The sequence below is a fragment of the Pseudarthrobacter siccitolerans genome (genome assembly GCF_001046895.1).
Taxonomy (GTDB): Bacteria; Actinomycetota; Actinomycetes; order Actinomycetales; family Micrococcaceae; genus Arthrobacter; species Arthrobacter siccitolerans.
The window spans coordinates 41,979-66,435 of the sequence record NZ_CAQI01000044.1 but is presented as its reverse complement, the minus strand read 5'-3'; the positions used below and the strand labels follow the sequence as shown (position 1 = coordinate 66,435).

Annotated in this window: 25 protein-coding genes and 1 tRNA gene; 19 read left to right on the top strand and 7 right to left on the bottom strand. The window is 65.5% G+C overall.

From position 1 onward, the window contains the following. Positions 1–24: 24 nt before the first annotated feature. Positions 25–1,827 (bottom strand): SARP family transcriptional regulator, encoded by a 1,803-nt coding sequence (locus tag ARTSIC4J27_RS11105; protein WP_235436644.1) that lies wholly within the window; start codon positions 1,825–1,827, stop codon positions 25–27. Positions 1,828–1,942: 115 nt separating this feature from the next. Between ARTSIC4J27_RS11105 and ARTSIC4J27_RS22920 the strand changes: the two genes are divergently transcribed. Next, positions 1,943–2,104 (top strand): hypothetical protein, encoded by a 162-nt coding sequence (locus tag ARTSIC4J27_RS22920; protein ID WP_167344673.1) that lies wholly within the window; start codon positions 1,943–1,945, stop codon positions 2,102–2,104. 152 nt (positions 2,105–2,256) lie between these two features. Further along, positions 2,257–2,529 carry a hypothetical protein gene (locus ARTSIC4J27_RS11100; RefSeq protein ID WP_050055266.1) on the top strand — a complete coding sequence of 91 codons (273 nt, stop codon included), beginning with the start codon at positions 2,257–2,259 and terminating at the stop codon, positions 2,527–2,529. Between the two features lie 63 nt (positions 2,530–2,592). Here ARTSIC4J27_RS11100 and ARTSIC4J27_RS22785 read toward each other — a convergent pair whose 3' ends face one another. The 3 genes from ARTSIC4J27_RS22785 to ARTSIC4J27_RS11090 all read right to left on the bottom strand — a co-directional run bounded on the left by ARTSIC4J27_RS22785 (position 2,593) and on the right by ARTSIC4J27_RS11090 (position 3,430). Beyond that, positions 2,593–2,763 carry a hypothetical protein gene (locus ARTSIC4J27_RS22785; protein WP_161799570.1) on the bottom strand — a complete coding sequence of 57 codons (171 nt, stop codon included), beginning with the start codon at positions 2,761–2,763 and terminating at the stop codon, positions 2,593–2,595. Continuing rightward, the gene (locus tag ARTSIC4J27_RS11095; RefSeq protein ID WP_050055265.1) at positions 2,760–3,209 is read right to left on the bottom strand and encodes a hypothetical protein; all 450 of its coding nucleotides are present in this window, start codon (positions 3,207–3,209) and stop codon (positions 2,760–2,762) included. The genes ARTSIC4J27_RS22785 and ARTSIC4J27_RS11095 overlap by 4 nt, the downstream gene beginning before the upstream one ends. Positions 3,210–3,347: 138 nt before the next feature. Continuing rightward, a tRNA-Leu gene (locus tag ARTSIC4J27_RS11090) sits at positions 3,348–3,430 on the bottom strand. A gap of 172 nt (positions 3,431–3,602) precedes the next feature. Here ARTSIC4J27_RS11090 and ARTSIC4J27_RS11085 point away from each other — a divergent pair. Next, positions 3,603–4,907: a M20/M25/M40 family metallo-hydrolase gene (locus ARTSIC4J27_RS11085; RefSeq protein WP_050055264.1), complete on the top strand. Its 1,305-nt coding sequence runs from the start codon at positions 3,603–3,605 to the stop codon at positions 4,905–4,907. 10 nt (positions 4,908–4,917) lie between these two features. Beyond that, entirely contained in the window at positions 4,918–6,078 is a 1,161-nt protein-coding gene (locus ARTSIC4J27_RS11080; RefSeq protein WP_050055263.1) for an acyl-CoA dehydrogenase family protein, read from the top strand. 23 nt (positions 6,079–6,101) lie between these two features. Here ARTSIC4J27_RS11080 and ARTSIC4J27_RS11075 read toward each other — a convergent pair whose 3' ends face one another. After that, entirely contained in the window at positions 6,102–6,335 is a 234-nt protein-coding gene (locus ARTSIC4J27_RS11075) for a DUF5703 family protein (RefSeq protein WP_050055262.1), read from the bottom strand. 40 nt (positions 6,336–6,375) lie between these two features. Between ARTSIC4J27_RS11075 and ARTSIC4J27_RS11070 the strand changes: the two genes are divergently transcribed. Then, complete coding sequence (locus ARTSIC4J27_RS11070; RefSeq protein WP_050055261.1) at positions 6,376–6,648, top strand: hypothetical protein; 273 nt, start codon at positions 6,376–6,378, stop codon at positions 6,646–6,648. A 32-nt stretch (positions 6,649–6,680) separates the two neighbouring features. On the opposite strand, the gene ARTSIC4J27_RS11065 is transcribed toward ARTSIC4J27_RS11070, so the two are convergent. Then, positions 6,681–7,616 carry an aldo/keto reductase gene (locus ARTSIC4J27_RS11065; RefSeq protein WP_050055260.1) on the bottom strand — a complete coding sequence of 312 codons (936 nt, stop codon included), beginning with the start codon at positions 7,614–7,616 and terminating at the stop codon, positions 6,681–6,683. A 51-nt stretch (positions 7,617–7,667) separates the two neighbouring features. Here ARTSIC4J27_RS11065 and ARTSIC4J27_RS11060 point away from each other — a divergent pair, with 51 nt between their 5' ends. Then, positions 7,668–8,501, top strand: coding sequence for an undecaprenyl-diphosphate phosphatase (locus tag ARTSIC4J27_RS11060; protein ID WP_050055259.1), 834 nt, complete (start codon positions 7,668–7,670; stop codon positions 8,499–8,501). 15 nt (positions 8,502–8,516) lie between these two features. After that, positions 8,517–9,794 (top strand): cysteine--1-D-myo-inosityl 2-amino-2-deoxy-alpha-D-glucopyranoside ligase, encoded by a 1,278-nt coding sequence (gene mshC, locus ARTSIC4J27_RS11055; RefSeq protein ID WP_050055258.1) that lies wholly within the window; start codon positions 8,517–8,519, stop codon positions 9,792–9,794. Positions 9,795–9,865: 71 nt separating this feature from the next. Here mshC and ARTSIC4J27_RS11050 read toward each other — a convergent pair whose 3' ends face one another. Further along, positions 9,866–10,771: a PAC2 family protein gene (locus ARTSIC4J27_RS11050; protein WP_050055257.1), complete on the bottom strand. Its 906-nt coding sequence runs from the start codon at positions 10,769–10,771 to the stop codon at positions 9,866–9,868. Positions 10,772–10,921: 150 nt separating this feature from the next. On the opposite strand from ARTSIC4J27_RS11050, the gene ARTSIC4J27_RS11045 reads away from it, so the two are divergent. The 12 genes from ARTSIC4J27_RS11045 to ARTSIC4J27_RS10990 all read left to right on the top strand — a co-directional run bounded on the left by ARTSIC4J27_RS11045 (position 10,922) and on the right by ARTSIC4J27_RS10990 (position 24,457). Continuing rightward, a complete protein-coding gene (locus ARTSIC4J27_RS11045; RefSeq protein WP_152683855.1) occupies positions 10,922–11,698 on the top strand; it encodes an HAD family hydrolase in 777 nt (258 codons plus the stop codon). Beyond that, positions 11,691–12,857, top strand: a complete 1,167-nt coding sequence (locus ARTSIC4J27_RS11040) for a site-2 protease family protein (RefSeq protein WP_050055256.1) — start codon at positions 11,691–11,693, stop codon at positions 12,855–12,857. Before ARTSIC4J27_RS11045 ends, ARTSIC4J27_RS11040 begins: the two co-directional genes overlap by 8 nt. A gap of 93 nt (positions 12,858–12,950) precedes the next feature. Continuing rightward, positions 12,951–14,003, top strand: a complete 1,053-nt coding sequence (locus ARTSIC4J27_RS11035) for a tRNA (adenine-N1)-methyltransferase (RefSeq protein ID WP_050055255.1) — start codon at positions 12,951–12,953, stop codon at positions 14,001–14,003. A 94-nt stretch (positions 14,004–14,097) separates the two neighbouring features. Next, positions 14,098–15,849: a proteasome ATPase gene (gene arc, locus ARTSIC4J27_RS11030; RefSeq protein WP_050055254.1), complete on the top strand. Its 1,752-nt coding sequence runs from the start codon at positions 14,098–14,100 to the stop codon at positions 15,847–15,849. Next, positions 15,846–17,519 (top strand): depupylase/deamidase Dop, encoded by a 1,674-nt coding sequence (dop, locus tag ARTSIC4J27_RS11025; RefSeq protein ID WP_050055253.1) that lies wholly within the window; start codon positions 15,846–15,848, stop codon positions 17,517–17,519. The genes arc and dop overlap by 4 nt, the downstream gene beginning before the upstream one ends. Before the next feature lie 84 nt (positions 17,520–17,603). Then, positions 17,604–17,807 (top strand): ubiquitin-like protein Pup, encoded by a 204-nt coding sequence (locus ARTSIC4J27_RS11020; protein ID WP_050055252.1) that lies wholly within the window; start codon positions 17,604–17,606, stop codon positions 17,805–17,807. A 79-nt stretch (positions 17,808–17,886) separates the two neighbouring features. After that, complete coding sequence (gene prcB / locus ARTSIC4J27_RS11015) at positions 17,887–18,708, top strand: proteasome subunit beta (RefSeq protein WP_050055251.1); 822 nt, start codon at positions 17,887–17,889, stop codon at positions 18,706–18,708. A 2-nt stretch (positions 18,709–18,710) separates the two neighbouring features. Beyond that, positions 18,711–19,421 carry a proteasome subunit alpha gene (gene prcA / locus ARTSIC4J27_RS11010; RefSeq protein ID WP_050055250.1) on the top strand — a complete coding sequence of 237 codons (711 nt, stop codon included), beginning with the start codon at positions 18,711–18,713 and terminating at the stop codon, positions 19,419–19,421. A gap of 9 nt (positions 19,422–19,430) precedes the next feature. Continuing rightward, positions 19,431–20,795 (top strand): Pup--protein ligase, encoded by a 1,365-nt coding sequence (pafA, locus tag ARTSIC4J27_RS11005; protein WP_050055249.1) that lies wholly within the window; start codon positions 19,431–19,433, stop codon positions 20,793–20,795. A gap of 113 nt (positions 20,796–20,908) precedes the next feature. Beyond that, a complete protein-coding gene (locus ARTSIC4J27_RS11000; RefSeq protein WP_050055581.1) occupies positions 20,909–21,871 on the top strand; it encodes an FKBP-type peptidyl-prolyl cis-trans isomerase in 963 nt (320 codons plus the stop codon). Positions 21,872–21,947: 76 nt separating this feature from the next. Next, positions 21,948–22,343 (top strand): FKBP-type peptidyl-prolyl cis-trans isomerase, encoded by a 396-nt coding sequence (locus ARTSIC4J27_RS10995; protein WP_050055248.1) that lies wholly within the window; start codon positions 21,948–21,950, stop codon positions 22,341–22,343. Positions 22,344–22,447: 104 nt separating this feature from the next. Next, positions 22,448–24,457, top strand: coding sequence for a helix-turn-helix transcriptional regulator (locus tag ARTSIC4J27_RS10990; protein ID WP_050055247.1), 2,010 nt, complete (start codon positions 22,448–22,450; stop codon positions 24,455–24,457).

Sequence of the window (24,457 nt, the reverse complement as noted above, 5' to 3'; positions counted from 1 at the left end):
AGGGCACCCCGGGGGACGGCCGGCCTAGATGCCATGCCTGGCAGCCAAAAATGCCGCCAACGCCGGGTTGTCAATCTCGCGGGAAAGCCAGGGAACTGCCTGCGCCGCCGCTTCATCGCCGAGCACAGCCCTTTGGGACTGTCCCCGCACCACGAATTCCCGCATTCCGCTCCGGCTCGCCAGCTCAGCCAGCTGGTCCACGAAGGCCGAGGCACGCGGCGAGCGGCTGGCAATGGAAACTTCCGCTGCCGTATCCAGCAGCCGCGCCGAATACCAGAGGTACCACGGCTTGGGTCCGAGGCCCCGGTCTATCCAGTGCGCGGCAGCCGTGAGGTCGCCGTGCTCCATGAACAGCCGTGCTTCCGCACCGGCCGCCAGGGCCATGTAGCAGTGGTCACCGGCCAGTTCGGCCATCACCCATGACCGGTCGATCAGGGCTGCAGCCTCCTCCAGCTGCCCGGATGCCAAGTACGTCTCTCCCCGGAGCCCGGCCACAAACGGCTCGAACGAGGTCCAGTGTTCTTCCGCGATCCAGGCCTGCGCACGGTCCAGGGACACGGCCGCCTGCTCCAGCTCTCCACGGAGCAGGCGGACCCGTCCCAGCAGCGCCGCACTGAACGCCTGCTGCCGCCGGTTCCCCACAGCCTCAGCCAGCCGCCCGGACTCCACCAGCGCGGTCACGGCGGCGTCATACCGCGCAGTGTCCGAGGCCAGCATGCCCTGGATTGCCAGGACCCGCGCCTGTTCATCCGGGTATCCCTCAGCTGCGAGCATCGCCCGGTCCAGCCAGCCGGCAGCACGATCCGGCACACCCCGCTGCACGGATAAGTAGCCCAGCTCGCGGTAGGCGGCAGCGGCGGTGCGGGACGGGCCCACGGGCCCTTCAGCCTGGAGGGCCCGGTGCAGGAAGTCCGCCACTTCGGCACCGCGGCCGCCCGCCTGGTGAATCAGCGCCCCGGACAATGCCACCAAGGACTCGGCGAGCAGATGGCCGTTGCCCGTGCCGCGCGCCAGCACCACGGCGAGCCGCAGCTGCTCCAGCCCCCGGTCCACGGCGCCCGCCCACAGCGATGCGCCGCCGGCGTCCAGATAAGAACGCACCGTCGCCGGGGTAGCCGGCATCAAAGGGTCCTTCTCCGGGGTCGCATCGGACAGTGCCTGCCGGACTTCCGCGGGCAGCGGCAGGCCCAGCTCCTGCCGATAGAGGTCCCCGCACTTGGTGACGTGCTGGCGGGCCCGGCGGTGCTCGCCCAGGGCTACCAGGGCCTTGACCAGGACGGCGTTGCTGTCTGCATGGAAGGGATCCCGGTCAAGGGCCAGGGTTGCCAGCTCCGCTGCCTTCCCGGGAGTGCCCGCGGCCAGGGCTGCCAGGGCTGCCTCGTAAAGCAGGGACTGGACGATGTTGTCGAAGCGGTAGCGCTGGTCCGCCAGCCAGGAATCGAAGACTGGGCAGTCGACGAAGGACAATCCCTCCAGCAATTGTCCGGTGAAACCGCGCGGGTCCGTGCCAGGATTGGCGGCCGAGTCCACCACTTCCAGGGCGTCGCAGCGCCACGGGGGCTGGAGCACCAGCCGCAGGGGATCACCGGCCATTGTCATGCCGTCCAGTGCGCGCCGCAGCTCGGACAGATTCCAGCGCAGGGCACCGAGGGCGTCGGCAGCATCCGGAAACAGCAGCGATGCCAGGCGTGACCTGCTGGTGCCTTCGCCCTGCAGGGCAACGTAGGCAAGCACGGCCCAGGCCTTGCGGCCTCTGGGCTGCAGGGGAGGTGCGCCAAGGGACTCGATCACAGGGGGACCGAGGAGCCGAATCCATTTCTCGGCCATACGGCCCATGCTACTGCCACCCGTGCCGGGCGTCTGTGGCGCTCACACGCTTGCTCACACGCCCGCCGCACACACTGGCTTCACCACATCAACCCACACTCACACGAGGTGCATCATGGAACTGCTCGGCCTACTGCTGTTGGGACTCTGGGTCCTCATCGCCACCGTTTGCGGTGTCCTGGCGGACGGCCGGGGCCACACGCCCGACGTCCGCTCCACCGCGCCCTGGTCAGCAGGTAACCTTCCCAGCGAGCCTTACGCGGCGCTTCGCATGTAGGTCCTTCGGTCCAATCAGCAGGAAGTACGACGGCGGGAGCCGGCTGCGGTGCCGGCTCCCGCCGTCGCGCTTGTGTACAGGCGAGGGGCCCGGCGCTTGCCGGAACGGGAAAACGCGGGACACTGGAAGCCCCACGACGAAAGCGGACCACCTTGATCAAGCTCCAGCAGGACGCCGACGGTTTTATCCGGATGAACCGGCACTTTCCCGAGAACCTCACTGTCACCGTGGTCTTCGCCGATGGTGTAACGGAGGAGTTCCCGGGCCGCCGGCTCAACCGTGCTTACGATGACGCTTTGGCTGAATACCGCGGGCAGAACCACCTGGATGCTAAAGGCTTCCAGCGGGGGCCCCGGAAGAAGACGGGCTCAGGCAACAAGATCGACTTTGTGCGCGTGTATCCCGGAATGGGGCGGCAGGACTAACTGAAGCCCGGCAAGGTCGAGGAACGCAGGCCGCCCGGAAAACTCCGCCGGGAAGCTGTTATGTCATAACGGGCGCTTGGCGATTTTCTTGACCCACGCGGGGGACTCGAGGCCTTGCTTCTTATCAGTTGAGAGACGAAGGCGGGCGGCCCGGACGATGACGCGTTCCTGCGCGGGCGAGACGTAAGGCTTCTGCTCGCCGTCTGACGTTTTCTTTTCCGCTACTGCACTCATCGATCCTCCTTCGGGTCCTCGTCCACTTCATTGTCCGGCAACGGAGGCAACAGGTCCAGTGTGGCCTCTCCGTTGGCCAAGGGCCGGGTCCAGGCTTCTGCAATGATTTGGGCCTCTTCCGGTCCGGCAAGATTGCTGGTGCTAAGCAGCTCCAGCACCGCGAGGCCAATGTCCTGTTTCTCGGGTTTGCTGTCCACCGATGCCTCCAGGGCCCACTGGGCCCTGCGCCACCATTCGGCACGGCTGTCCGCTTCGGCTTTTTGCCGTAAGGCCCGATCATCAGCGACCGTCCGCTGCCGAAGCGTATTCCACCCTATAAAGGCCGCCAGCAGGGCGCCGAGCACCACGGCCAGCGGACCCAGGGCGGCAACGATCTGCCACCACTCGGCTGGTCCGCTGTCCAACGTGACATGGACGGGACCTGGCGGTGGTGTGGTGGTGTTCACCGACCCAGCTTAGTTCGGCACCTGCCGGCTGAAAGAGTGGGACATCTCACACAGCCCGCGCATGGCAAGCAGCGGGGGAGCAGCGCCCAAAAACAAAGAAGCCCCGGAAAATCAATGATTTTCCGGGGCTTCCGTTTGTGCGCGGAGGGGGACTTGAACCCCCACCCCCTTTCGAGGACTAGCACCTCAAGCTAGCGCGTCTGCCATTCCGCCACCCGCGCAGGTGGTATTTCGGGAACCGTTTCCGCCTTTCAGCGTTTCGCATCTCTCCGAAGCAGCGAGAAAAACTCTAACACGACTTTTCGGGAACAACGAATCGGGCCACATGGGTAGGCTGAGGGCAGCGAACCGGCGCTGTGTTCCACCTGTCATTTCCAAGTGAGGAGCTTTCACATGCCTGATGTCCTGCCCGAGGATGAAGTTGTCCGTATCTGCCAGGAGCTCATCCGGATAGACACCTCAAACTACGGTGACGGGTCGGGGCCGGGTGAGCGGGCAGCCGCTGAGTACGCAGCCGGGCTCATTGAAGAAGTCGGCATGGATGCCGAGATCTTCGAGTCTGCTCCCGGGCGGGCGAATGTTGTGACCAGGATGGCCGGCCAGGATCCTTCCGCCAGCGCCCTGGTAGTGCACGGCCACCTCGATGTGGTTCCCGCGCTCCAGGACCAGTGGTCCGTGGACCCGTTCGGAGCCGAACTGAAGGACGGGCTCATCTGGGGCCGGGGCGCCGTGGACATGAAGGACATGGACGCCATGATTCTTTCGGTCCTGCGGAGCTTTGCCCGGACCGGCAAGAAGCCCAAGCGGGACATCATCTTCGCCTTCTTCGCAGACGAGGAGGCCGGTGGAGCCCTCGGTGCCCGGTATGCGGTGGACAAGCGGCCCGAACTGTTCGAGGGCGCCACGGAGGCAATTTCCGAGGTTGGCGGATTCTCGGCAACCATCGGGGGGCAGCGCACGTATCTGCTCCAGACCGCGGAGAAGGGTATCTCCTGGCTGCGCCTGGTAGCGCACGGCAGGGCCGGCCACGGTTCCCAGATCAGCACGGACAACGCTGTCACCCGCCTGGCGGCCGCAGTGACCCGGGTCGGCCAATACAAGTGGCCCATCGAACTGACCCCCACCACCCGGCAGTTCCTGGACGGCGTGACCGAACTCACGGGAGTGGAGTTCGACGCCGACAATCCGGACCTCCTGCTGGACCAGCTGGGCACCGTATCCCGTTTCGTTGGCGCCACGCTGCAGAACACCACCAACCCCACGCTGCTCAAGGGCGGCTACAAGCACAACGTCATCCCGGAATCCGCGGAGGCGCTCATCGACTGCCGCACCCTGCCGGGCCAGCAGGAGCACGTCCTGGAAATCGTGCGGGAACTGGCGGGAACCGGCGTGGATGTGAGCTACGTCCATAACGATGTCTCCCTCGAAGTTCCCTTCGCCGGCAACCTCGTGGACTCCATGATCGACGCCCTGCACTCGGAAGATCCCGGCGCAAAGGTCCTGCCGTACACGCTCTCCGGCGGCACGGACAACAAGTCCCTCAGCCGGCTCGGCATCACCGGCTACGGCTTCGCACCGCTGATGCTCCCGGACGAGCTGGACTTCACCGGCATGTTCCACGGGGTGGACGAACGCGTCCCCGCGGACTCGCTCAAGTTCGGCGCCAGGGTGCTCAACACCCTGCTCACCAACTACTGAGAAGGCGGCCATGACCCCGGAAGACGTCCTGCCGGAGGAACTGCTGGATCGGATCCGCGCCCGCGCCGCCGGCTACGACCAGCACAACACTTTCTTCCACGAGGATCTGCTGGAGCTGGTGGAGGCCGGTTACCTGAAGCTTTTTGTCCCCACGGACGACGGCGGCAAGGGACTGGGGCTCGCGGCGGCGGCGCAGTGCCAGCGGAGGCTGGCAACGGCTGCCCCCGCCACGGCCCTGGCGGTGAACATGCACCTGGTATGGACCGGCGTCGCGCAGGTCCTCGGCATGCGCGGGGACACATCACTGGACTTCGTCCTGAAGGAAGCGGCCGCCGGTGAAATCTTCGCCTTCGGCAATTCCGAAGCAGGCAACGACTCGGTCCTCTTCGACTCCCGCACCATGGCGGAGCCACTGCCCGGCGGCGGCTACGCCTTCACGGGAACCAAGATCTTTACCAGCCTGTCGCCGGCCTGGACCAGGCTGGGGATCTTCGGGAAGGATCCATCCGGCAGGGACGGCGACGGCGAACTCGTCCACGGTTTTATCACCCGGGAAACGCCGGGCTACCGGATCCTTGACGACTGGGACACACTCGGGATGCGCGCCAGCCAGTCCAACACCACGGTCCTGGAAGGCGTTGAAGTCCCGGCAGAGCGGATCTTCCGCCTGCTCCCCGTGGGTCCCAACCGGGATCCCCTGATCTTCGCCATCTTCGCGTGCTTCGAGACGCTTCTGGCCGCCGTCTACACCGGCGTGGGGGAGCGTGCGCTGGCGGTGGGGGTGGAGGCCGTCAAACGGCGTACCTCGTTCAAGAACGCCGGACGCAGCTACGCGCAGGACCCGGACATCCGCTGGAAAGTCGCGGACGCGGCGATGGCCATGGACAACCTCTACCCGCAGCTGGCAACGGTCACGGCCGACGTCGACAGCCTCGCAGACCACGGCCCGCAGTGGGTCCCCAAGCTCGTGGGCCTGAAAGTGAATGCCACCGAAACCGCACGGCGCGTGGTGGACCTGGCCGTCCGGGTGAGCGGGGGATCAAGCTACTTCCGCGGCTCCGAGCTCGAGCGGCTGTACCGGGACGTCCTGGCGGGCATGTTCCACCCGTCCGACGACGAATCGGCCCACAACACGGTAGCCACCGCCTGGCTGGGGCCGCTGGAGGACTAGACGGTCCGCTGGGCAGGTGTTTCCTAGACGGTCCGCTGGACCTGCATAACCCGGCGACGGAGCCAGAACCGCCTGCCTCCGCCCAGATACAGCTTGCTGCGCTCCAGCTCCCACTTGCCGTATTCGGAGTGTTCCACCAGGCGGCGCCGTGCTTCGTGCAGTGAATCCACAGGGCTGACCGTCAGTACGAGGTACTCGTACTGCTTCGCATAGTCCCGTTCCCGCTGGACCGAGCTGGTGAGAAATTGTTCCTTCATTTGCTCTCCATTTTCGTCCTTTTCCGGCTAACGTGAAGTCATGAGCATCGATCCGCGTGTCGCGCTTCAGTCCTTGACCACCGCTTTGGAAGAACACCTTATAGCAGCATCGAACCGCCGCGGAGATGGAGATCCCTCCGTCGAAGCGGCCTTTTTTGCTGTTGCCGATGCCTTTGAAGTCTACGAGGACGCCCTCTACGAGGCCTACAACGAGGTCACCCCGCTCCAGGTCTTTGATGACGAGGACGAAGAGGATGAAGAGAGCGACGTCGATGACGAGGACCTGGAAATCGTCGAGGACCGGAACCTCTGATACAAAGGCCGCACCATGGTCCGGCCGAAGCCCTAGTTGAGTGCTGAAGCGTCTTCCAGGGCGCAGGCAATTTCGGGCGGCAGCGGTGTCAGCTGCGCATCCAGAATTTCCTTCAGCTGCGCTGGCGTGCGGGGCCCGACAATTGCGGTGGAAACCCCGTGCTGCGACAAAAGCCAGCTCAAGGACACATCCTGCGGTGTCCGGCCCAGCCCTTTCGCCGCCATGCACACGGCTTCGACCGTCCGGGATGCCTTGCCATCAAGGTACGGTTCAACGTAGCCGGCTGCCGCCGCCGACGCTCCGCGGGAACCGGACGGGATACTGCCGCGGTACTTGCCGGTCAGCACACCACGGCCCAGCGGCGCCCACGCCATAAGGCCCAGGCCGGCATCCTCGACGGCGGGGATAAGCTCCGCCTCCGGTTTCCGCTCCAGGAACGAATATTCGGCCTGCGCAGCCACCAGCGGAATCCCGGCGATCGCCGCAGCCTTGGCCGTCTGCCAGCCGTTGAAGTTCGAGACTCCGGCGTAACGGGCACGGCCGGTCCGCACCGCAAACTCCAAAGCGGACAGTGTCTCGTCCAACGGCACATTGCCGTCCCAGGCCTGCGCGAACCAGACGTCCACATAGTCGGTGCCGAGCCTGGCCAGGCTGGCCTCAAGGCCGCTGAGCATAGCGTTGCGGGACGTGTCCACACCCCGCCGGCCATCCGGCGTCGTCATTCCGGCCTTGGTGGAAATGGAAATCTCGGTGCGGGCCACGACGTCGCCCAGCAGCGAACCGATCATCGCCTCGGACCGTCCGTCCGCGTAGGACGCCGCCGTGTCAACGTGCCGGCCGCCGGCATTGAGGAAGGTGCGCAGCAATTCCGAAGCGTCCTGTTCGTCCGTCTCGCCGGCCCAGGACATGGTGCCAAGGGAAAGGGCGGAGACTCGCAATCCACTGTTGCCGACGTAACGCTGCTGCATAGCAGCAAGCTTACGGGCAGAAGCAGCACTGGCATGCCGTAGGGTCTTAGCGTGAACTGGTTTGAGGCGGCCCTGCTGGGCCTTGTGCAGGGACTGACCGAATTTCTTCCTATTTCATCAAGTGCGCACCTGAGGATTGTGGGGCAATTCCTGCCCAACGCCGAGGATCCGGGCGCGGCTTTCACCGCCATCACCCAACTGGGAACCGAAACCGCGGTGCTGATCTACTTCTGGCGGGACATCGTCCGGATCGTCAAGGCGTGGGCCGGGTCGCTCACCGGAAAAGTGTCCCGGCAGGACCCTGACGCCCGGATGGGCTGGCTTGTCATCCTGGGCAGCCTTCCCATCATCGTCCTGGGCCTGCTGTTCCAGGACCAGATCGAGTCCGTGCTTCGAAGCATGTGGATCGTCGCCACCATGCTGATTGTGTTCGGCCTGTTCCTGGCCGTCGCAGACGCGGTTGGCAAGCAGAAGCGGGACCTTAACCATCTCACCTACAAGCACGGCATTCTCTATGGCTTCGCGCAGGCCATGGCCCTGATCCCTGGCGTGTCCCGGTCCGGCGGCACTATAACGGCCGGCCTCCTGATGGGCTATACCCGTGAAGCCGCCGCGCGCTACTCCTTCCTGCTGGCCATTCCGGCCGTTTTTGGCAGCGGACTCTTCCAGTTGTACAAAACGGTATCCAAAGAGGGCATCACGGGCCCCTACGGCCTGCCGGAAACGGCCCTCGCCACCGTTATCGCCCTGGTGGTGGGCTACGTCATCATCGGCTGGTTCCTGAAGTTCGTCTCCACCCGCAGCTACCGCCTGTTTGTCTGGTACCGGATCCTCCTGGGCCTCGCCCTGTACCTGCTTCTCGGTTTCGGTGTCATCAGCGCCTAGCACTAGGCTTGGTCTGTGAAATCCTGGACTTCCCGCCCTGTTCCTGACGTGCCCGGCAGCATGCCCGCCATCCGGTTGTTCGACACCGCTGTAGGGCGCGAGGTGGCCCTGGAACCGGACGGGCAGCCGTCCATGTACGTTTGCGGCATCACCCCGTACGACGCCACGCACATGGGCCATGCGGCCAGTTATGTAGCGTTCGACCTCCTGAACCGGGCCTGGCGGGACGCCGGCCACCGCGTCTCCTACGTCCAGAACGTCACGGATGTGGATGATCCGCTGCTGGAACGCGCCACGGCCACCGGCGTGGACTGGCGGGACCTGGCGGCCAGCCAGATCGAGCTCTTCCAGACGGACATGGAGGCGCTGAACGTCCTCGCTCCGGACCAGTACGTCGGCGCCGTCGAATCCATCTCCCTCATCGTTCCGGAGGTGGAACGCCTCGTCAGCCTCGGGCTGGCCTACAAGGTGCAGGGCACCAACGGCGAGCCTGACGGCGATGTTTATTACGACGTCGAAGCGGCCGGCAAGCAGTCAGTGTCCCCGGAAGCCTGGACCCTGGGTTCCATCTCCGGGCTGGCGGAAAGCGAAATGCTGGAGCTTTTTGCCGAACGCGGCGGAGATCCCGGCCGGTCCGGCAAGCGGCAGGCCCTGGATCCTTTGCTGTGGCGGGTGGCGCGGGAAGGCGAGCCGAGCTGGCCCGGCGGCAGCCTCGGAGCAGGGCGGCCCGGCTGGCACATTGAATGCACGGTGATCGCGCAGAAGTACCTGCCGTCGCCGTTCACGGTTCAGGGCGGCGGGTCCGACCTGATTTTCCCGCACCACGAAATGGGAGCGGGCCACGCCTATTCCCTGGCCGGCGTCCCGCTCGCCAAGCACTACGCGCACGCCGGCATGGTGGGGCTGGACGGCGAGAAGATGAGCAAGTCCAAAGGCAACCTGGTGCTGGTCTCGAAGCTGCGGGCGGCAGGGGAGGACCCGGCCGCCATCCGCCTGGCCATCCTCGGCCACCACTACCGTTCTGACTGGTCCTGGACTGAAGAAGGGTTCGAGGCCGCGAAGGCGGATCTCGCCGCGTGGCGCCAGGCGCTGGCCTCCGCGCCCGCCGGCTCGGCTGCCCCCCTGATCGCTGAAATGCGCGCAGCCCTCGCTGCTGACCTCAACGCTCCCGCGGCCGTGGCGGCCGTCACCCGCTGGGCAGGACAGGCTAACGCCGCCGGAAGCCCCGCCAGCGGCGAGGACCAGGCATTGGTGCGGGACGCCGTCGACGCCCTCCTCGGCATCCGCCTTTAAAGGTAAAAAAGGGCTGCCTCCGCACCCGCCCGAGGGCAGGTCCGGGGGCAGCTTCGGGGCGGCTGTGCCGGCTAGGGCCGGTCCTGGCCCCGGCGTTTGAGGTAGCGTTCGAACTCGCGGGCGATGGACTCACCGGTTGCTTCCGGAAGATCTGCCGTGTCCTTCGCCTCCTCAAGCTGCCGGACGTAAGCCGCGATTTCCGGATCCTCGGTGGCAAGTTCGTCCACGCCGCGCTCCCAGGCGTCCGCTTCCTCCGCCAGCTCGTGCGTGTCCAGCGGCACCTGGAGGAGCTCCTCGATGCGGTGGAGGAGAGCCAGTTGCGCCTTCGGCGAAGGGGCCTGGGCAACGTAGTGCGGAACCGCAGCCCACAGCGAGACGGCGGGGATGCCGGCCAGCAGCGAAACCTCGGAGAGGACTCCCACGATGCCCACGGGCCCTTCATACTGCGGCGCTTCCAGGTTCATGCGTTCCCGCAGCGGCCCGTCGTCGGAGGACGTACTGACGGGTATGGGCCGGCTGTGGGGCACGTCCGCCAGCAGTGCGCCCACCAGGATTACGTAATCAACATTCAGGGCTTCGGCATGGACCAGGAGTTCGGCCGTGTACGCGCGCCATTTATAGGACGGCTCGGTGCCCTGGACAAAGATGACGTCCACGTTGGAATTCGGCGGGCTGGCCTTGTAGATGCGAGTGGAAGGCCACTTGATCTTTCGTTCACCTGCGGCGTTCCTGCGGATCGTGGGGCGCGTGAACTGGAAATCGTAATACTCGTCGGCGTCGATGGACGCCACTTTCTTGCCGCCCCAGAGCTTGTTGAGATACCGCAGCGAGTCGCTCGCGGCCTCGCCGGCGTCATTCCAGCCTTCAAAGGCGGCAAGCATCACTGTCACGCGCTGCCCATCAGGCACAGGCTGCAGGAACCGTTCGCGGGCGGGTCCTGCCCCCGGTTCGGTGGTGTCTCCCTCGAAGCTATTCATTTCTTCACCCTACGTCCAAGGAGGAGGGTGTTGCATTGAATGAAGCGCTGAAAAATGCGCCGTTCGTGCCGGAAAAGGGCGTAAGGAGCCCCGTATTCGCCCAAGGCGTAGCCCCAGCCCCCGTTCAGGCTGTCCCCGTAGACTGGGTGGATGCGACTCCCAGCCACACCTTCCCCGCTCAAAGCCGCCCTATGGGACATGGACGGCACCATAGTGGATACCGAGCCCTACTGGATTGCTGCGGAGCACGCGCTGGTTGAAGCCCACGGCGGAACCTGGTCGCACGAACAGGCCATGCAGTTGGTAGGCCAGTCGCTTACGTTCTCCGCCGGGCTGCTCCAGCAGGCCGGTGTCGACCTTGGCATCCGGCAGATTATTGATACCTTGACCGCCGAAGTGGTGGCCAGCGTCCGGCAGCAGGTGCCGTGGCGCCCGGGTGCCCGGGAACTGCTCGAAGACCTGCACCAGGCGGGTGTGAGGTGCGCGCTTGTGACGATGTCCGAGGGACCCCTCGCCCGGGAAGTGGTGGCCAGCCTTCCCCGGCCGTACTTCGAGGTGGTGGTCACCGGGGATACCGTGGCGCAGGGAAAGCCGCACCCGGAGGCGTACTTGAAGGCAGTGGAACTGCTTCGGGAAACCGATCCGGACCTTTCCCTGGAGCACTGTGTTGCGCTGGAAGACTCAACGCCGGGAGTGGCGGCGGCAGTCGCCTCGGGTGTCGCCACCGTCGCCATTCCCCATATCGTTCCCCTGCCTGAAGACGAACGCTACATTCTGTGGGATTCCCTGGCGGGCCGGTCGCGGGCGGACCTGGAGGACGTCATCCTGGCCCGTTTCCTCCCGGACGGCACCGCCGGGCCCGAGCATGCCCGGCACCAAGCCGCCACGTTGGAAGGGGCCGGGGCACCGGGGACCGCCCATGACTGAGACAGCCGCGCCGGTCCGCCGTGAGGGCATACCGCTGGGCCGGATCGCCGGAGTCCCGGTTGTCCTGGCCTACTCCTGGTTCATCATCGCCGCTTTCACGGTGATTGTTTACGGGCCGGTCCTTGACCGGAGCAACCCGGCTCTCGGTGCCACCGCATACGTTGTCGCGTTCGCCTATGCTGTGCTGCTGCTCATCTCGGTCCTGGTCCACGAACTGGCCCACGCCCTGACCGCCAAAATCTACGGCTGGCCAACCCAGAAGATTGTGCTCAACCTGTGGGGCGGGCACACCCAGTTCGACAGCTTCACGGCCACCCCGGGCCGGTCAGTCCTGGTGGCCCTGGCCGGCCCCGCCGCCAACTTTGTCCTCGCCGCCGGCGCCTGGCTGGTGCTCAACGGCGCCGCCCTGGGCAGTGTTGCCGAAATTCTCACCAACATCTTTATGTGGGCCAATTTCCTCATTGGCGTCTTCAACGTCCTCCCCGGGCTGCCCCTGGACGGTGGCCGCCTGGTGGAATCCGTCGTCTGGAAAGCTACCGGCAGCCAGGCCAAGGGAACCGTGGCAGCAGGATGGGGCGGCCGGCTGATCGTGATTGCCCTCGGCTACTGGTTCATCCTCCGGCCGCTGCTCGCCGGCGTTTCACCCGAATTCAGCCTGCTGATGATTACGGTCCTGGTGGGCGGCTTCCTCTGGATGGGCGCCTCCGCCGCCATTCAGCAGGGAACCCTCCGGGGACGGCTGCACCTGGTCAGCGCGGCAGGGCTGTCGACGCCGGCCATCGGGCTGCCGGCCACGGCGTCAGTCCTGGACGCCCTCAGGACGGGAGCGCCGCCGTCGGCCTCGGTGGTGGTGTGTGCAGCAGACGGACGCCCAACGGGCGTAGTGGACCCGGCCGCCCTGCAGTCTGTCCCGGCGGCCGCTGCCGGAACCACTCCGCTGAGTGCGGTGTCCTACGCCCTTGCCCCCGGCGCCTATGTGCCTGAATGGTCAAAAGGGCAGGAGCTCCTGCACTTCCTGTCACAGCTTGAAGGCCGGGACTACGCCGTTGTGGACCACAACGGCAAGGTGACGGGGCTGCTCTCGCAGGACGCGGTGCTGTCGGCCATTACCGGCAGGCGCGCGCGGCCGGATGGGCGCCGGCAGGGCGGGAACCGGTAGAGTTACCTGCCGGCAGCATTGCCGCCGCCACAGCTTGACGCCTTCAGCAACGAACACGTGAGGCACACCAGTTTTACAGGAGCGAGGAATATCATGAGCAGCGAAACTGCCGTCAACGAAGCCGCCGCGGCAGCCCAACCCGGTGTTGGCCCCGGCGCCTCGCAGCCGGTGGGAGCTGCCCGTCGGCGCGGACCCTTCCGCGAAGGGGAACGCGTCCAGCTGACTGACGAGCGTGGACGGATGAACACCGTCACTCTTGAGCGCGGCGGCGCGTTCCACACCCACCGCGGTTTCCTGAACCACGATGACATCATCGGCAAGGTGGACGGCTCTGTAGTGGTCAACAATGTTGGCCAGCAGTACCAGACGCTGCGCCCGCTGCTCTCGGACTTTGTCCTCTCCATGCCCCGCGGCGCTGCCGTTGTGTATCCCAAGGACGCCGGCCAGATCGTCACCATGGCGGACATCTTCCCCGGCGCCCGGGTGGTGGAGGCAGGAGTAGGCTCCGGCGCCCTGTCCATCTCGCTTCTGCGGGCCGTTGGAGACAACGGCTACCTGCACTCCTTCGAACGGCGTGAAGAATTCGCCGACATCGCCCGCGGGAACGTGGAAACCATCTTCGGCGGCCCCCACCCTGCATGGCAGATCACCCTGGGCGACTTCCAGGAGGAAGTTGTCCGGACCGAGGAGCCCGGCTCCGTGGACCGCGTGGTCCTGGACATGCTGGCCCCCTGGGAATGCCTGGACGCCGTGGCGACGGTCCTCGCCCCGGGCGGCGTGTGGATCAACTACGTCGCCACCGTTACCCAGCTGTCCCGTACAGCGGAGGCCATCCGTGCAGACGGCCGGTTCACCGAACCTGACGCCTGGGAGTCCATGGTGCGCGGCTGGCATCTCGAGGGCCTCGCCGTCCGCCCGGATCACCGGATGGTGGCCCACACCGGGTTCCTGCTGGTAACCCGCCGGCTGGCGGACGGCGTCACGGGCATTTCGGTGAAGCGCCGCCCCTCCAAGACGGAGTTCAACGAAGAGGACGTCAACGCCTGGACACCCGGTGCCGTGGGGGAGCGGCTGGTTTCGGACAAGAAGCTCCGGCGCGCCGCCAGGGACGCGATCGCGGGCACGAACGTCGTGGACACGCCTTAGATCAAGATCTAGTCCATATTTCGGGAGTCTCCATCCCTACCTGCCATCTTGGGGCTAAGGTCTTAATAGAAGCGCAGGAAGGGGCTGATACATCATGGAGACGCCAAACCAGGACTCCGGACGTACACCGGCAGAGCAGTCTGCCGCCAACGACCTCTCGGTTGCCGACCGCCAGGTCAACATCCTCCGGGACAAGCTCAGGCACATTGACCGCCAGTTGGCTGCGGCAACGCAGAACAACACCAAGCTGGTCACCATGCTTGAAGCCGCGAAGGCCGAGATTCTGCGGCTGAAAAACGCGTTGGACCAGGAGGGGCAACCTCCCTACAGCTTCGGCACGATTCTTCAACTGAATCCCCGGCGGCAGCCGTCGCCAGGCAACAGCGGGCAGGCGGCCACGGAAGAATCCGTGGACATCTTTAACGCCGGGCGGAAGATGCGGGTGGGCATCAGCCCCCTGGTCAACATCAACCAGCTGGCCGTGGGCCAGGAAGTCCTCCTTAACGAGGCACTCCTCGTTGTGGCCGGACTGGGCTACGAGCGGGCCGGTGAGCTGGCCACCCTCAAGGAGATGCTCGGCGCGGACCGCGTCCTGGTGGTGGGACGGGCCGATGAAGAGCGGGTGGTCCGGCTGTCCGGGGCGCTCCTGGCGGAAAAGCTCCGCGTGGGCGACGCCCTCTCGATTGATTCGCGGACCGGCTACGCGCTCGAGAAAGTACCCCGGTCCGAGGTGGAGAACCTGGTCCTCGAAGAGGTCCCGGACATCACGTACGAGGATATCGGCGGGCTGGGGCCGCAGATCGAACAGATCCGCGACGCCGTGGAACTGCCGTTCCTGCATCCTGACCTTTACCGGGAACACGGCCTGAAGGCGCCCAAGGGCATCCTGCTCTACGGCCCTCCGGGCTGCGGCAAGACCCTGATCGCCAAGGCTGTGGCCAATTCGCTGGCTGCCCGCGCCGCAGAGCGCTCCGGAAACGTGGACCTGAAGAGCTACTTCCTGAACATCAAGGGCCCCGAGCTCCTGGACAAGTATGTAGGCGAGACCGAACGGCACATCCGCCTCATTTTCTCCCGTGCCCGGGAGAAGGCGTCCGACGGCAGCCCCGTAGTGGTGTTTTTTGACGAAATGGATTCGCTGTTCCGCACGCGCGGCACGGGGATCTCCTCCGACGTCGAAACAACCATCGTGCCCCAGCTGCTGAGCGAGATCGACGGCGTCGAGCGGCTGGACAACGTCATCGTCATCGGTGCATCCAACCGCGAGGATATGATCGACCCCGCCATCCTGCGCCCCGGCCGCCTGGACGTGAAGGTCAAGATCCACCGCCCGGATGCCGAGGCGGCTGCGGACATCTTCAACAAGTACATCACCACGGACCTGCCGTTCCACGAGTCCGACCTCGCGGAGCACAACGGCGACGTCCAGGCTACGGTGGACGCCATGATCCAGCGGACTGTGGAAGCCATGTACTCCACGGACAAGTCCAACGAGTTCCTGGAAGTCACCTACGCCAACGGTGATACCGAAATGTTGTACTTCAAGGACTTCAACTCCGGCGCCGTGGTCCAGAACGTGGTGGACCGGGCCAAGAAGTACGCCATCAAGGACCTCCTCATCACCCACCAGAAAGGGCTCCGGATCGAGCATCTTCTGCGGGCTGTGGTGGACGAATTCCGCGAGCATGAGGACATGCCGAACACCACCAACCCGGACGACTGGGCACGCATCTCCGGCAAGAAGGGCGAAAGGATTACGTACATCCGTACCATCGTCCAGGGCAAGGCCGGCCAGGAGCCAGGAAAATCGATCGAAACAATGCCGACCACAGGGCAGTATCTATGACGGCAGCGCAGGTACCCGCCGCCGGGGGAGCCCTCCCCGTGGGCGGGGCCATGCGTGTCATGGGAGCAGAAACCGAGTACGGCATCCATGCCCCGTCCGCCCCGTCCGCGAACGCCACCATGATGAGCGCCCGTGTGGTGCAGGCCTATGCCCAGGTAACCCGCCAGCGCGCCGCCGGCGGGGCGGAAACCCGGTGGGATTACACGGACGAGGAACCCCTGCACGACGCCCGCGGCTGGACCGTGGACAGGGGCTCGGCGCATCCCAGCCAGCTGACAGACCAGCCGCCCGTGCTGGATGCGGAAGCGGTGGCCCTGGCCTACGGCCGGGAGGAACTGGAGCTCGACGGCCAGGACGAGTCCGGCACCCTGCTGATGAACATGGTCCTCGGCAACGGGGCCAGGTTGTACGTGGACCATGCACACCCTGAATACTCGAGCCCCGAGGTGACCAACCCCCGGGACGCCGTCACCTGGGACGCGGCGGGAGACCTCGTTGCGCTTGCCACAGTGCGGCGGCTGGCGGCGGACCCGGATCTGCCCCCGGTGAACCTGTACAAGAACAACACGGACAACAAGTCCGTGTCCTACGGTTCGCACGAGAACTACCTGATGCCGCGGTCAGTACCGTTCGGGGACATTGTGCGGGGCCTGACGCCCTTTTTCGTCAGCCGCCAGATTCTTTGCGGTTCCGGACGCGTGGGGATCGGCCAGGACGCGTCCACCCCGGGGTACCAGATCAGCCAGCGCGCCGACTTCTTCGAAGCCGAAGTGGGCCTGGAAACCACCATCCGGCGCCCCATCATCAACACCAGGGACGAACCCCACGCGACGGCGGACAAGTACCGGCGCCTGCACGTCATCATTGGCGACGCAAACCTGAGCCAGGTCTCCAACTACCTGAAATTCGGAACCACCGCCATGGTCCTCAGCCTCATCGAGGCCGGGCTTGCACCGAAGATCGAGGTCCACGAACCGGTTCCCGCCCTGCAGGCGGTCAGCCACGATACTTCCCTTACCGCCACCGTCCGGCTCCTGGACGGCCGGCGGGTCACAGCCCTGGACCTGCAGTGGATGTACCACGAGGCAGCGGCCAAGCTGGCGCAGGACACCGGTGTGGGCGACGCCGTGGACGGTGACGGCCACACCCACGACGTCCTGGACCGCTGGGCCACCGTCCTCACCCAACTGGACAACAACCGGGCGGCAGCCGCCAGCTCCGTGGAATGGGTGGCCAAGCTTTCGCTCCTGGAGGGTTACCGCGACCGCGACGGCCTGGAGTGGAACGACGCCCGGCTGGGGCTGATCGACCTCCAGTGGGCGGACATTAGGCCCGAGAAAGGCCTGTACTACCGCCTCCTGGCAAGGAACCGCATGGACAGGATCCTTGAGGATGGCGCCATAGCGGCGGCGGTGGCAGAGCCGCCGTCGGACACCCGCGCGTTCTTCCGCGGCAAATGCATCAGCAGCTTCGGCAAGGACGTGGTGGGCGCCAGCTGGGACTCGGTCATCTTCGACGTTCCCGGGTACGGCAGGCTTCAGCGTGTACCAACCAGGGAACCCTTGAGGGGAACCAAAGCATTGACCGGAGCGTTGTTCGAACGCTACCGGGAAGCAGGCCCATTCCTCGGAGAATTGCTGGGACACAGCACCGCTCCGCCTGCGGCGTAAACCGCGCCGGAAGGCCCGCTTCGTGGCAGGATGGGCATATCGGAGGATCCGCCGGATCCGCCGGCAGGAAAGGGAGAGGTAACAATGGCAGGCCAGGAGCAGCAGCAGCCGCAATCGCGCGACACCCAGGTCGACGAGGACATTCCCGAGGCACCCCCGGCGCCGCCCGAAGCACAGGCATCAGCAGCTACCGAAGGCGTTGATGACCTCCTCGATGAGATCGACGGAGTGCTCGAATCCAACGCCGAGGAGTTTGTGCGCGCCTTCGTCCAAAAAGGCGGCCAGTAACCCGGACCGGAGGGTGGCGGAAGCCGCGGCCGGCCGGATCTGTACAGACGTTGAAGAACTACGTTCAAGGAGTGCATGAGTGCAGGAATCAACCGCCAACCAGGTAGCCGCCAACGCCACCTCATCCTTCACCGAACATCTGCAGCGGGACCGGCCCGAACTCCTGCCTTATAACAGGGGACTTCAGGCCGGTGCGCCCGGCGCCGCTCCGCTGCAGGTGCCGCATGCCACCACGATCGTTGCGTTGAGCTACGCCGGCGGTGTGCTGATGGCAGGGGACCGGCGGGCCACCATGGGCAACGTGATTGCCAGCCGGCACATTGAGAAAGTCTTCCCGGCGGACCGTTACTCCGTCCTGGGCATCGCCGGTACCGCCGGCATCGCCATCGACCTCACCCGCCTGTTCCAGGTTGAACTCGAACACTACGAGAAGATTGAGGGCACCCTCCTCAGCCTTGAAGGCAAGGCCAACCGGCTGGGGGCAATGATCCGCGGCAACCTTCCCCTTGCCATGCAGGGACTCGCGGTTGTGCCGCTCTTCGCGGGCTTCGATACCAGCGCCGGCGTCGGGAGGCTTTTCTCCTACGACGTTACCGGCGGCAGGTACGAGGAACACGAGCACCACACTGTAGGCTCCGGTTCAGTCTTCGCCCGGGGCGCCCTGAAGAAACTGTGGCGGCCCAACCTGAGCGAGGCCGAGGCCGTCGCCGTCGCCGTCGAGGCCCTCTACGATGCGGCCGACGACGACTCCGCCACCGGCGGCCCGGACACCGTCCGGAAATTGTGGCCCGTGATTTACACCGTGGACAGGACAGGTGCCAGGCGGGTGGCTGAGAACGAACTCGCTGCCGCGGCCGGAAACGTCATCGAGGCCCGCACCAACGCCGGACGGGAGGCCTGACAATGACACAGCAGTTTTATGTATCCCCTGAGCAGCTGATGAAGGACCGTGCGGATTTCGCACGGAAGGGCATCGCCCGCGGCCGCTCGGTCGCCGTGATCAGCTGCGCCGACGGCATCGCGCTGGTGGCCGAGAATCCATCGCCGTCCCTGCACAAGATCGGCGAAATTTACGACAAGATCGCCTTCGCCGCCGTCGGGAAATACAACGAATTCGAAAGCCTCCGCCAGGCCGGTGTGCGGTACGCCGACGTCCGCGGCTACTCCTACGACCGTGAGGACGTCACCGCCCGCGGCCTCGCCAGTGTTTATGCCCAAAGCCTGGGCGCCGTGTTTACCGCAGAACAGAAGCCCTTCGAGGTGGAACTGGCCGTAGCGGAGGTAGGTCCCACCCAGGCTGAGGACCATCTCTACCGGCTCACCTTTGATGGTTCCATCGCCGACGAACACCAGTTCGTGGTGATGGGCGGACAGGCGGACAAGGTCTCGTCAGCCATCGATGAGGGCTGGCGCAGTTCGCTCAGCTTTGCCGACGCCCTCCGGCTCGCCATGGCCGCCCTGGTTCCTGCCGCGGAATCTGATGCCCAGCCGAAGACTTTGCCCGCCACGGCGGTGGAAGTGGCCGTCCTGGACAGGCAGTCCGAGAGCTCACGGGGCTCACGACGCGCCTTCCGCCGGCTTGACGACGCGGATATCACTGCACTGCTGGCCTAGGAGGACAACATGGACAAGAGAATCTTCGGTATCGAAACGGAATTCGGGATTTCCTATTCCAGCCCCGATTCGAGGCCTCTTGCCCCGGAGGAGGTGGCCCGGTACCTCTTCCGCAAGGTGGTCAGCTGGGGCCGGTCATCCAACGTCTTCCTGACCAACGGCTCGCGGCTCTACCTGGATGTGGGCTCCCATCCGGAATATGCCACGGCGGAGTGTGACGACCTCGCCCAGTTGATCGCCCACGACCGGGCCGGTGAACTGATCCTCGATGACCTGGTGGACGAAGCCCAGGCCCGGCTCGCGGCCGAGGGCTTCAACGGCACGGTATACCTGTTCAAGAACAACACAGACTCCGCCGGGAACTCTTACGGCAGCCATGAGAACTACCTGATTCCACGCCGCGGGGAATTCTCCCGGCTCGCCGAAATCCTGATTCCCTTCCTGGTCACCCGGCAGCTTATCGCCGGGGCCGGGAAGATCCTCAAGACCCCGCACGGGGCCACCTTCGCCTTTTCCCAGCGTGCAGACCACATCTGGGAAGGGGTCTCCTCCGCCACCACCCGGTCAAGGCCCATCATCAACACCCGGGACGAGCCGCATGCCGACGCCGAGTTCTACCGCCGGCTGCACGTGATTGTGGGCGATTCCAACATGTCCGAAGCCACGGCCCTGATGAAGGTGGGCACAGTGGACCTGGTCCTGCGCATGATTGAGGCCGGGGTCATCATGCGGGACATGCGGATGGAAAACCCCATCCGGAGTATCCGTGAAATTTCCCATGACCTCAGCGGCCGTGCACTGGTGCGGCTGGCTAACGGACGCCAACTGACAGCACTGGAGATCCAGCAGGAGTACCTCACCAAAGTCACCGCGTTCGTCAAGGAACACGGCGCCCACAACCCCCACGTTCCCTTGATCCTCGACCTGTGGGAGCGGACCCTGAAGGCGATCGAAAGCGGTGACACCCGCAGCATCGACACGGAGATCGACTGGGCCATCAAGAAGAAGCTGATGGACAACTACCGCGAACGCCACGGGCTGGGCCTGGACGCCCCCCGGATAGCCCAGCTGGACCTCACCTACCACGATATTTCCCGCAGCCGCGGTCTGTTTTACCTGCTGCAGTCCCGCGGAGCAGTGCGCCGGATCGTGGACGACACCGTCATCAAGGACGCCGTCGACGCACCACCCCAGACAACGCGGGCGAAACTGCGTGGCGACTTCGTCCGGCGGGCACAGGAGCTGGGCCGGGACTACACCGTGGACTGGGTGCACCTGAAACTGAATGACCGGGCCCACCAGACCATCCTGTGCAAGGATCCCTTCCGCAGCGTCGATGACCGGGTGGACGCGCTTCTGGACTCTATGGGCTGACACTCAGGTTCAGGGGCTATTCTGGATAAGGCCTTTAATCGGGCCCTCACGCGGTGTTGCCCGCCCACGTGCGGATCGCCGCCTCCATCCTGCCCCGACGAAAGTTCTCTTACGTGCGCCGACTACTAGCAATCCTTCTTCCCGCTCTGCTGCTGTTGACCGCCTGCGGCGGTTCTTCGGCAGAGCCGGAACCCACCAGCAAGTCTGCTGGTGAGACTGCGAAGTTCGACTCCCTCAAACTGACTGACAACGGGGACAAAAAGGCCCCTGGCGTGGAGTTCGACAAGCCGCTGGAAGTGGCTGACCCCACCATCAAGGTGGTCACCGAGGGCAGCGGCGAACCCGTGAAGGCGAACCAGATCGCCAACATCTCCATCCTGGCCCTCAACGGCACCGACGGGTCCACGCTGGAGGATACATTCCCCAGCGAGCCCGAGCCCCTCGAACTCAACGAGGAACTGAAGACCGGCAGCGAGGTCATCTACAACGCGTTCGTGGGCGCCAAGGTAGGTTCCAGCCTTGCACTGGCCGTACCCGGCCAGCCGGGTGCAGCCGCCCCCAGCCCCTCGGACGGTGCCAGCCCCGCCCCGTCCGCCCCGGCCCAGCCCACCCAGCTGCTGATCATCAAAATCCTTTCCGCCTCCGATGTGACCCCCGCACTGGAGAAGCCCGAAGGTGAAACGGTGACCCCGCCCGCCGGCCTGCCCACCGTCACTGAGAAAGACGGCATCCCCGAGATCTCCGTCGAAGGTGTGGCCGCCCCCACCGCGCTCGTGTCCCAGGACCTGATCAAGGGCACCGGAGCCACGGTTAAGGAAACCGATACGCTGACCGTGAACTACGTGGGCGTCACCCTGTCCGGCGGAACCAAGTTCGACTCCAGCTTCGACCGTGGCGAGCCGGCAACCTTCCCGCTTACCGGCGTGATCAAGGGCTGGACCCAGGGCCTGGCGGGCAAAACCGTCGGCTCCCGCGTCCTGCTGGTCATCCCCAAGGACCTGGCTTACGGCGACGCCGGCCAGGGCGAAGCCAAGGGCGACCTTGTCTTCGTAGTGGACATCCTCGGAGCCAAGTAGCAACAATGGCAACAGGCCCGGCCTTCGCCGCGGCATCCAACGCAGCACACCATCTGCCAGACACTTAGGAGCAACCATGTCTTTTGGACAGCGGGAATTTGACCGCCAGAAGCCCGAGATCGATTTCCCCGAGGGCGACGTCCCCACGGAACTCGTCATCACCGACCTCATTGAAGGCGACGGCCCCGAAGCCAAAGCCGGCGACACTGTATCCACGCACTACGTGGGCGTTGCCTGGTCCACCGGCGAAGAGTTCGACGCCTCCTGGGGCCGCGGCGCACCGCTGGACTTCCGCGTAGGCGTTGGCCAGGTCATCCAGGGTTGGGACCAGGGCCTCCTGGGCATGAAGGTGGGCGGCCGCCGCCGCCTCGAAATCCCGTCCGAGCTTGCTTACGGGTCCCGTGGCGCCGGCGGAGCCATCAAACCCAATGAAGCCCTGATTTTTGTGGTTGACCTCGTGGGCGTTCGCTGACCCCTCGCTCCCCAAGAGTCTGGAAGCGCGGCAGCACAGGATCCAAAGTCCTGTTACTGCCGCGCTTCCTGCGTTCCGGCGCGGAGTTTAGTAACGTAACCAGAGTGTCCGCATCCCGTACTGAACGCCTCCTTAACCTGCTGATCGCCCTGCTCAACACCAGGTATGGCCTGCGCCGCAGCGAACTGCGCGAAACGGTCTACCGAAGTGTTCCGGGCAACGAGGCGTCCTTCGGCCGGATGTTTGAGCGGGACAAGGCGGACCTTCGCAAGTTCGGCTTTGATGTGGAGACCCTGACGGACCTGGGCTGGAGCGAGGATGACCCCGCGACCACCAGGTACCGGATCGGCAAGGAATCCAACCGCCTGCCGGATGTGGAGCTGGACCCGGAGGAATGGACAGTCCTGCTGCTGGCCTCCCAGCTTTGGGAGCGGGCGGCGCTCGGCACGGCCGCCCAAAGTGCGCTGCGGAAACTGCAGGCGTCCGGTATGGCCGCCGACGTCCACCTGCCGCCTGGCGTCCAGCCCCGGATCAAGCCCGCAGGCCAGGCCTTCGACGACCTCGTTGCGGCGATGCATGCCAGGCACCCCGTCACGTTCACGTACCTGGCAGGCAGTACCGGTGCCGAGGAACTGCGGACTGTGGAGCCCTGGGGACTCGGCAGCCGCTTCGGACACTGGTACCTGGTGGGCTACGACCGTGCTCGAAAGGCACCCCGCCATTTCCGCCTCTCCCGCTTCACCGGCGCAGTGGCAACCCTGGACCGTGAGCAGTTTGTCCCTCCGCGGGACTTCAACGTCCGTGAGGAACTCGGACGCCTTCCCGAGCTGCCGCTGCGCACCGCCGTCGTGGACGTCCGTGCCGGGCGGCTCCTGGCTCTGCGGCGCCGAGGCACCCCACAAACACCCCTGGCACAGGACGCGGCGCAGGAAAGCGGCCCCTGGCCCCAGCCCGAGCCAGGCTACGACCGGTTCAGCCTGCAGTACCGGGACCCGGAGGTCCTGGCCGAAGAGCTTGCCTCCTACGGACCGGACGCACGGGCCGTGGCACCGGTCGAACTCGCCGATGCCGTGCGGCGCCGGCTCCGTGCCGCAGCAGACTTCAGCAGCAGTCCTGTTCCCGCCTTCGAATTTGCCGCCGCGCCGGCCCGGCCTGTCCGTCCGCGCACCTCGGAGGACCAGCTCAGGCGCATGCTTGAACTGGTCCCGTTCCTGGTGCACAATCAGGGTTTGCACATCCAGGATGTGGCCGAGCATTTCGGCATCAGCCGGAAAGAACTGGAAGACGACCTGCAGATCCTCATCTGTTCCGGGCTCCCGGAGGGCTACCCCGACGATCTGCTGGACATCCAATGGGAGAACGACCACGTCTACATCACCCAGGACCTGGACCTGAAGAAGCCGGTCCGGTTCACGGTGGAGGAAGCCTGTGCCCTCCTGACGGGGCTGGAATCCCTGAACGGGCTGCCCGGCGTGGCCGAAGGCGGCGCCCTGGAGTCGGTGACCCTCAAGCTGCTGGCAGCCGCCGGCGAGGAAGGACTCCGGGCCGCGTCCCTCGCTGGACCGGAAGTGGCACCCGGGGACGCCGCCACGCACGCCATTGTCCGGGAGGCCATCGGGTCCCGGTCCCAGCTGCGCCTGACGTACCTGTCAGCGCAGCGGGACACGGTGTCGGAGCGGGACGTTGATCCGCTGCGCCTCTATTCCCTGGACAACATTTGGTATCTCGAGGCCTACTGCCACTCCGTGGAAGGCTTGCGGAATTTCCGGCTGGACCGGGTCCAGGATGTTCACCCCAACGGCCTGCCGGCACCGGCAGGAAACACACCCGTGCAGGGCGTCCCGGCGAAGCTCTTCACACCCAAGGACGACGATACAGTGGTCACCGTCCAGCTCACCCGGCAGGGGAGGGGGATCGCGGACGACTACTACGCCGAGCGCACGGCGGAACTCGACGACGGCGGGCTGGTGGCCGAAATCCGTTTTGGCAACACCGACTGGCTGCCTATGTTCGTGGCCCAGCACGGCGGTTCGGCCCGCATCCTGGCCCCGGCCGGGCTGGCTGACGCCGCCCGCAACTGGCTCGCGGCATCCCTGGCCAGGTACGGCGGCTAG

What these genes read in the sequence shown, in the direction of transcription:
- ARTSIC4J27_RS11105 (WP_235436644.1), bottom strand. Translation starts at nt 1,827, where the DNA reads ATGGCCGAGAAATGGATTCGGCTCCTCGGTCCCCCTGTGATCGAGTCC.
- ARTSIC4J27_RS22920 (WP_167344673.1), top strand. Translation starts at nt 1,943, where the DNA reads ATGGAACTGCTCGGCCTACTGCTGTTGGGACTCTGGGTCCTCATCGCC.
- ARTSIC4J27_RS22785 (WP_161799570.1), bottom strand. Translation starts at nt 2,763, where the DNA reads ATGAGTGCAGTAGCGGAAAAGAAAACGTCAGACGGCGAGCAGAAGCCT.
- ARTSIC4J27_RS11085 (WP_050055264.1), top strand. Translation starts at nt 3,603, where the DNA reads ATGCCTGATGTCCTGCCCGAGGATGAAGTTGTCCGTATCTGCCAGGAG.
- ARTSIC4J27_RS11080 (WP_050055263.1), top strand. Translation starts at nt 4,918, where the DNA reads ATGACCCCGGAAGACGTCCTGCCGGAGGAACTGCTGGATCGGATCCGC.
- ARTSIC4J27_RS11075 (WP_050055262.1), bottom strand. Translation starts at nt 6,335, where the DNA reads ATGAAGGAACAATTTCTCACCAGCTCGGTCCAGCGGGAACGGGACTAT.
- ARTSIC4J27_RS11070 (WP_050055261.1), top strand. Translation starts at nt 6,376, where the DNA reads ATGAGCATCGATCCGCGTGTCGCGCTTCAGTCCTTGACCACCGCTTTG.
- ARTSIC4J27_RS11065 (WP_050055260.1), bottom strand. Translation starts at nt 7,616, where the DNA reads ATGCAGCAGCGTTACGTCGGCAACAGTGGATTGCGAGTCTCCGCCCTT.
- ARTSIC4J27_RS11050 (WP_050055257.1), bottom strand. Translation starts at nt 10,771, where the DNA reads ATGAATAGCTTCGAGGGAGACACCACCGAACCGGGGGCAGGACCCGCC.
- ARTSIC4J27_RS11045 (WP_152683855.1), top strand. Translation starts at nt 10,922, where the DNA reads ATGCGACTCCCAGCCACACCTTCCCCGCTCAAAGCCGCCCTATGGGAC.
- ARTSIC4J27_RS11040 (WP_050055256.1), top strand. Translation starts at nt 11,691, where the DNA reads ATGACTGAGACAGCCGCGCCGGTCCGCCGTGAGGGCATACCGCTGGGC.
- ARTSIC4J27_RS11035 (WP_050055255.1), top strand. Translation starts at nt 12,951, where the DNA reads ATGAGCAGCGAAACTGCCGTCAACGAAGCCGCCGCGGCAGCCCAACCC.
- arc (WP_050055254.1), top strand. Translation starts at nt 14,098, where the DNA reads ATGGAGACGCCAAACCAGGACTCCGGACGTACACCGGCAGAGCAGTCT.
- dop (WP_050055253.1), top strand. Translation starts at nt 15,846, where the DNA reads ATGACGGCAGCGCAGGTACCCGCCGCCGGGGGAGCCCTCCCCGTGGGC.
- ARTSIC4J27_RS11020 (WP_050055252.1), top strand. Translation starts at nt 17,604, where the DNA reads ATGGCAGGCCAGGAGCAGCAGCAGCCGCAATCGCGCGACACCCAGGTC.
- prcA (WP_050055250.1), top strand. Translation starts at nt 18,711, where the DNA reads ATGACACAGCAGTTTTATGTATCCCCTGAGCAGCTGATGAAGGACCGT.
- pafA (WP_050055249.1), top strand. Translation starts at nt 19,431, where the DNA reads ATGGACAAGAGAATCTTCGGTATCGAAACGGAATTCGGGATTTCCTAT.
- ARTSIC4J27_RS10995 (WP_050055248.1), top strand. Translation starts at nt 21,948, where the DNA reads ATGTCTTTTGGACAGCGGGAATTTGACCGCCAGAAGCCCGAGATCGAT.